General features: G+C 70.5%; 5 protein-coding genes and 1 pseudogene. 3 read left to right on the forward strand and 3 right to left on the reverse strand.

The genetic code is table 11. From position 1 onward, the window contains the following. Positions 1-39 precede the first annotated feature (39 nt). The 3 genes and pseudogenes from glpX to MKK70_RS09225 all read right to left on the reverse strand — a co-directional run bounded on the left by glpX (position 40) and on the right by MKK70_RS09225 (position 3,353). Entirely contained in the window at positions 40-1,035 is a 996-nt protein-coding gene (gene glpX, locus MKK70_RS09215) for a class II fructose-bisphosphatase (protein ID WP_243947105.1), read from the reverse strand. 147 nt (positions 1,036-1,182) lie between these two features. Then, positions 1,183-2,505 (reverse strand): homoserine dehydrogenase, encoded by a 1,323-nt coding sequence (locus MKK70_RS09220; protein WP_243947107.1) that lies wholly within the window; start codon positions 2,503-2,505, stop codon positions 1,183-1,185. A 169-nt stretch (positions 2,506-2,674) separates the two neighbouring features. After that, positions 2,675-3,353 (reverse strand): annotated as a pseudogene (locus MKK70_RS09225) (ceramidase domain-containing protein). Between the two features lie 101 nt (positions 3,354-3,454). On the opposite strand from MKK70_RS09225, the gene xth reads away from it, so the two are divergent. The 3 genes from xth to MKK70_RS09240 form a co-directional block, all read left to right on the forward strand. Next, positions 3,455-4,249, forward strand: coding sequence for an exodeoxyribonuclease III (gene xth / locus MKK70_RS09230; protein ID WP_147726667.1), 795 nt, complete (start codon positions 3,455-3,457; stop codon positions 4,247-4,249). A 138-nt stretch (positions 4,250-4,387) separates the two neighbouring features. Beyond that, positions 4,388-5,899, forward strand: a complete 1,512-nt coding sequence (locus MKK70_RS09235; protein ID WP_243947109.1) for a DUF2252 domain-containing protein — start codon at positions 4,388-4,390, stop codon at positions 5,897-5,899. Between the two features lie 200 nt (positions 5,900-6,099). After that, a partial coding sequence (locus MKK70_RS09240) for an STAS/SEC14 domain-containing protein (protein ID WP_243947111.1) occupies positions 6,100-6,383 on the forward strand: 284 nt, incomplete at its 3' end.

Consider the following 6,383-nt stretch of genomic DNA (forward strand, 5'->3'; position numbering starts at 1 on the left):
TCCGCAGGGGAAGCCTCCGCGGACGGCGTTCGCGCATGCTCAGTCGACGTTGCGCTCCGTGCGGCGGTGCTCGCCGAGGATGCGCCGCACCGTGCCCGTGGCCGAGCGATAGACCACGGTCTCGGTCTCGATCACGCCGGGCCTGAAGCGCACGCCGCGCAGCAGCGCGCCGTCGGTGACGCCGGTCGCCGCCACGATGACGTCGCCCCGGGCGAGGTCGGTGAGCTCGTATTTCCGGTTCGGGTCGCCGATGCCCATGTCCTGCGCCCGCCGGCGCTTCTCGGGCGTGTCGAGGATCAGCCGGCCCTGCATCTGGCCGCCGATGCAGCGCAGCGCGCCGGCCGCGATCACGCCCTCGGGCGCCGCGCCGGTCCCGAGATAGATGTCGACGCCGGTCTCGTGGGGCGAGTTGGTGAAGATGATGCCGGCGATGTCGCCGTCCGAGATCAGGCGGACCCCGGCGCCCGCCGCGCGGATCGCGGCGACGAGGTCGGCGTGGCGCGGCCGGTCGAGGACGATCGCCATGATCTGCGAGGCCGGCACGCTCTTGGCGCGGGCGAGCGCAGCGATGTTGTCGGCGGGGCTGGCGTCGAGGTCGACGATCCCCGGCGGATAGCCCGGGCCGATCGCGATCTTCTGCATGTAGACGTCGGGGGCGGCGAGGAGCGAGCCGCGCTCGGCCATCGCCATGATCGCGATGGCGCCCGGCATGTCCTTGGCGCACAGGGTCGTACCCTCCAGCGGATCGACCGCGAGGTCGACGCGCGGCCCGCCGCCGCTGCCGAGGCGCTCGCCGATGAACAGCATCGGCGCCTGGTCGCGCTCGCCCTCGCCGATCACCACGGTGCCGTCGATCGGCAGCGCGTTGAGCTCGGCCCGCATCGCGTCGACGGCGGCCTGGTCGGCGGCCTTCTCGTTGCCCTGCCCGCGCAGGGCGGCCGCGGCGATGGCCGCGCGTTCGGTCACGCGCGCGAGTTCGAGGGTGAGCGTGCGCGCGACGACGCTCCGCGAGCCCTGCATGAGCGCCTCGTCCATCGTTTCCCAAGCCCTTCCCGCGGCCCGAACGTTTTCGGTGCCCTGCTCCTACAGCTTAGCGCAGGCAGGATGCACGAAAATAACTCAGGTTTCCGAATTTCCAGCGAAGAGGAACGATAGTGCCTATTCTTCAGGTGCCGAGGAGGCTTATTCCCGCTCGATTCGGATGAGCTGCGGCGCCTCGGCCAGCAGCCCGTCGGCCGCGATGGCGTCGAGCGCCGCGCGGATGTTGCCCTCCGTCGCGGCGTAGGTGATCAGCACCAGCGGCACCGGCTGCCCGGAGCGCCCGTGCGGATCGCTCTCCGCCGTCTCCCCGGTGCGGCGCTGCAGGATGCTCTCCAGGGAGATCTCGCGCTCGGCCATGCGGGTGGCCACGCCCGCCGCGACGCCGGGCCGGTTGTGGACCGTGAGGCGGATGTAATAGCCGCCCTCGTGGCGCTGCATCTCGACCCGCTCGGCGGGGCGCAGCTGCGCGGTCGGGCAGCCGAAGGTCGGGCGGGTCAGGCCGGCGGCGAGGTCGGCGATGTCGGCGACGACCGCCGACGCCGTGGCCTCGCCGCCGGCGCCCGGGCCGATCAGGGTCAGCTCGCCGACGGCGTCCGCGTCGATCGTCACCGCGTTCGTCACGCCCATCACCTGGGCGATGCTGGAGGATTTCGGCACCATGGTCGGGTGCACGCGCTGCTCGATCCCGGCCTCCGTCGCCTGCGCGACGCCGAGCAGCTTGATCCGGTAGCCGAGCTCCTCGGCCATCAGCAGGTCCAGCGGCTTCACGCCGGAGATGCCCTCGACCGAGACGCCCTCGGCGTCGATCGCGGTGCCGAAGGCGAGGCTCGTCAGGATCGCGAGCTTGTGGGCGGTGTCGAAGCCCTCGACGTCGAAGGTCGGGTCGGCTTCGGCGTAGCCCAGCGCCTGCGCGTCCTTGAGGCAGGCCTCGAAGGTCAGGCCCTCGCGCTCCATCCGGGTGAGGATGTAGTTGCAGGTGCCGTTCATGATCCCGTAGACGCGGCTCACCGCGTTGCCGGCCAGCCCCTCGCGCAGCGCCTTGATCACCGGGATGCCGCCGGCGACCGCCGCCTCGTAGGCCAGGGCCACGCCCGCGGTCTCGGCGGACGTCGCCAGCGCCGCGCCGTGCAGGGCGAGCAGCGCCTTGTTCGCGGTGACGACCGGCTTGCCGGCGGCGAGCGCCGCCTCGACGACCGCCTTGGCCGGCCCTTCCGAACCGCCGATCAGCTCGACCACGCAGTCGACCTCGGCCGAGCGCGCCATCTCCACCGGGTCGTCGAACCAGTGCAGCCCGGCGCCGTCGAACCCGCGGTCGCGCGTCCGGTCGCGGGAGGAGACCGCGACGACGCGGATGTCGCGGCCGGTGGCGGCGGCGAGCGCCGACGAGCGGCGCGCGATCATGCGGACGACGGCGGCACCGACCGTGCCGAGACCGGCGACACCGAGGCGGAAGCTCTGGGACATGCTGGTTTTCGTAGCCTTCTGCCCTGCGCCGTCGGCGGCCTGTCGGCCAGCGCGGACGGGCGCGGGGTACGCCGCGCGCCCCATCGGCTGCGGCGGCGTCCTTCTGCCTCGATTTGCCGGGAGGCGCAAGAAATCGGCCGGTCGCGCGGTCGTCTCCGGGCGCCCCCCGTCACCGGCGGCGCGACGCCGCCCGATGCCGCACGGCGGCGACGACCAGGCCGCAGAGGATGCCGGCATTCAGCAGGTGCCAGAGGAAGTGGGTGCCGACGGGCACGCGCGCAGACGCTGCGGTCCATGGTGCGCAGGGCGAGCGAGACGCCGAACAGGAGCGCCAGCGCAACGAGCCGCTCGCCGGTCGGCGACGGGTCGCCGAGCCATCGCAGCCCGAGCGCGACGCCGAGGAGCGCCAGCACGGCCGGCAGGTAGTCGACCGAGCCGTTGGTGAGGGCCTCGACCGAGCGCCCGGCGGCGGCATCGAGGGCGGGGACGAGCCCGAAGCCGAAGCCCGCGAACGCCAGGGTCGCCGCCGCCGCCGCTACGAGCCCGAATCGCAGGAACCGCACCATCGCCAGGAAGAAGTAGGCGTGGATGAACACGGCGATCGGCACCACGTCGGCGAGCATCGCCCAGCGCACGGCGAGGGTGTGGAACAGGAAGGATCCGACGCCGACGATTGCCGTCAGGAGCGCGAGAGCGGCGGCGGGCCGATCGTCCACCGTGCGGGCACGCCGGAACGCGACGGTGCCGGCGACGAGGAAGGCGGCGTTGGAGACGGCGTTGACCGGCTCGGCCCAGAACGCTGGGCTCCCGCGCTCGCAATAGCCGGCGATCGGCTCGAACCAGTCCACCGGCGACCTCGTTGCGGGACGGACGACGATGCGTCCGGCCTTCCGCTTGTCAGGGCGGTGCGAAGGCCCGATGACGGGCTCCGCTCTCCAGGACGCCAGCGATGCGCATCACCACGTGGAACGTCAATTCGATCAAGCAGCGGGTCGGGCACCTGCTCGCCTTCCTCGACGAGGCCAAGCCGGACGTGGTCTGCCTGCAGGAGCTGAAGTGCCAGGAGGAGGCGTTTCCGCGCGCCGAGATCGAGGCTGCGGGCTACGCCGTCGAGGCCGTGGGCCAGAAGGCCTATAACGGGGTCGCGCTGCTGGTGCGCGCGCCGCTGACCTACGATCCGGAGACCGTTCTGCGCGCGCTTCCGGGCGACGCCGAGGACGAGCAGTCCCGCTACGTCGAGGCGCTAGTCGCCGGGGACGGCGTCGCGCCGGTTCGGGTGGCCTCGATCTACCTGCCGAACGGCAACCCGGTGGCGAGCCCGAAATACCCCTACAAGCTCGCCTTCCTCGAGCGCCTGCGCCTGCATGCCCGCGCGCGGATGCGCGAGGAGACCGCCCTGGTGCTGGCCGGCGACTACAACGTCATTCCCGAGCCGGAGGATGCGGCCGAGCCCGCGGCCTGGGCCGACGACGCGCTCTACCTGCCCACGACGCGCGCGGCGTTCCGGTCGCTCCTCGCCGAGGGGCTGACCGACGCGGTCCGCGCCTGCGACCCGCGCCCCGGCCTCTACAGCTTCTGGGACTACCAGGCTGCCGCCTGGTCGCGAAACTTCGGCATCCGCATCGACCACCTGCTGCTCTCGCCCCAGGCCGCCGACCGCCTGGTCGCGGCCTCGGTGCAGAAGCACCTGCGCGGATTGGAGAAACCATCGGACCACGTGCCCGTGACGGTGGAGCTGACGTGAAGGCCGGATCGGCCCGGCGTCCGATATCGTAACCCTTCCGCGCTACGCCCCACGGATTCGATGGCGACATAATCCCCGCCGCCGCAACGAACTTATGCGGTCAAGGTTGTCCCCGGTCGATCGGAGTCGCAGGCAGCCATGGAACGACCGAACCCCATCCACGGCGAGGACGCGTCCGCCGGCGCCGAGACCGGCCAGGACCACGCGGCCGCGGACGAGGCCGCCGAAGCCGGCGTCCTGGAGCCGCTAGCCGACTACCCGCACATCGATCTCCGCGCCGGCGGCGAGCCCTGGGACAAGCGCCGCGCCGCCGGCAAGCGCCTGCGCGAGGTGGTGGACCACGCAGCTCACGCCGCCCTCGACCTGCCCGCCGACCGGCCCGATCCGGTCGACCTGATCGCGGGCGCCCACGAGGGGCGGCAGCCCGAGCTGGTGCCGCTGCGCGTCGCCCGCATGGCGAGCTCGCCCTTCGCCTTCCTGCGCGGGGCGGCCCACGTCATGGCCTGGGATCTCGCGCACAGCCCGCGCAGCGAGATCATGGTGGTGATGAACGGAGACGCGCACATCTCGAATTTCGGCCTGTTCGGGACGCCGCAGGGCGACGTCGTGCTTGATCTCAACGATTTCGACGAGGTCACGATCGGCCCCTGGGAGTGGGACCTGAAGCGCCTCGTCGCCAGCATCGAGGTCGCGGCCCGCGAGGACGGGGTGCCCGCCGACCAGCGCCGGCAGGCGGTGATGGCCGCCGTCGGCGGCTACCAGCACACGATGCTGGACCTCGCGCCGCAGGGGTCCCTCGACGTCTGGCAGCAGGCCACCCGCGCCGACGAGCTCGATTTCTCCGGCGTCCGCATCGACGAGGCGTCCCAGGCCGTCGTTCGCAAGGCGGTGGAGAAGGCGCGCAAGAAGAACAACCAGAGCCTGCTCGCCCGCGTCGGCGAGCGCCGCGTCGACGGAGGCTGGCGCTTCCGCGAGGACGCGCCGATCCTCACGCGCGTCGACGACGACACCCGCGAGTCGGTGATCACCGGGCTCGAGCACTACGCCGAGACGCTGCCGCGCGAGCGCCGGTTCATGCTGAGCCGCTACCACGTGGTCGACGTCGCCCACCGCGTCGTCGGGGTCGGCAGCGTCGGGACCCGCGCCTACGTGGCGCTGCTCTGCGGCAACTCGGACCAGGACGTGCTCTTCCTGCAGGTGAAGGAGGCGGTGCGTCCGGCCCACGCCCCCTACCTGCCCGGCATGCCGGAGCCCTATGCCAGCCACGAGGGCGAGCGGGTGATCTACGGGCAGCGCCTGCTCCAGGGCGTCGGCGACCCGCTGCTCGGCTGGACCACGATCGCCGACCGCCCGTTCTACGTGCGGCAGATGAAGAACATGAAGGGCGAGATCCCAGTCTCTCGCATGACAGGTCGATCTCTTATGTACTTTTCCCACGCCTATGGCGCCCTGTTGGCCAAGGCCCATGCACGAACAGGGGATGCCTCAGCAATTGCAGGCTACTGCGGCCACGATGGCCGCGCCGACTTAAGGGAGGCTGTAGCTGATTGGTCTGCCGCCTACGGCGATCGAAACGCTGAGGACTTCAGATTTTTTCAAGACGCCATCGCATCGGGACGGCTTGAAGCGGCGGCCGATCCACATCTTTGACGTATCATGTGCGTGGTTGTGCGCGCTGCACGGAAGAGAGCGCAACCTGGTTAGGTAAGAACCCGTTTGCGGTGATGCTGTGGCAGACTTAACGGGCAAAAGGCTGGTAGAAGTATGTGTGCGGCGCTCAGCGTGATTTGCATTGGATGGCAGCTCTCATAGACACCGTATTGTGAGCGCCCGAACCTGCGACCTGCAAGGTGGGCTTCGATGCCCAGGTTTGGCAGCAGCCACTGTGCGGCACGCTCATCGGTTTGGATCAAAACGTGGGATCGTATCGTTCAATCCATAATCTGCTATGGTGGAATTGGGAGGAACGCATGAACGCAGCACCGGACGGTTCAGTCATCCAGCGTGAGGCACCGCGTCCCGACCTTCTCGCCTTCGAGATCAAGGACAAGATCACCAAGCCCGACATCGAGTGGATGTCCTCCGTGACCGATGCAGCCATGCAGGCGCACGGGAAGATCGACATGCTCATCAT

It is taken from the genome of Methylobacterium sp. E-041 (assembly GCF_022829665.1).
Taxonomy (GTDB): Bacteria; Pseudomonadota; Alphaproteobacteria; order Rhizobiales; family Beijerinckiaceae; genus Methylobacterium.

Bases quoted from the DNA above. Each gene is read 5' to 3' on its own strand.
- glpX (WP_243947105.1), bottom strand. From the start codon at position 1,035: ATGGACGAGGCGCTCATGCAGGGCTCGCGGAGCGTCGTCGCGCGCACG.
- MKK70_RS09220 (WP_243947107.1), bottom strand. From the start codon at position 2,505: ATGTCCCAGAGCTTCCGCCTCGGTGTCGCCGGTCTCGGCACGGTCGGT.
- xth (WP_147726667.1), top strand. From the start codon at position 3,455: ATGCGCATCACCACGTGGAACGTCAATTCGATCAAGCAGCGGGTCGGG.
- MKK70_RS09235 (WP_243947109.1), top strand. From the start codon at position 4,388: ATGGAACGACCGAACCCCATCCACGGCGAGGACGCGTCCGCCGGCGCC.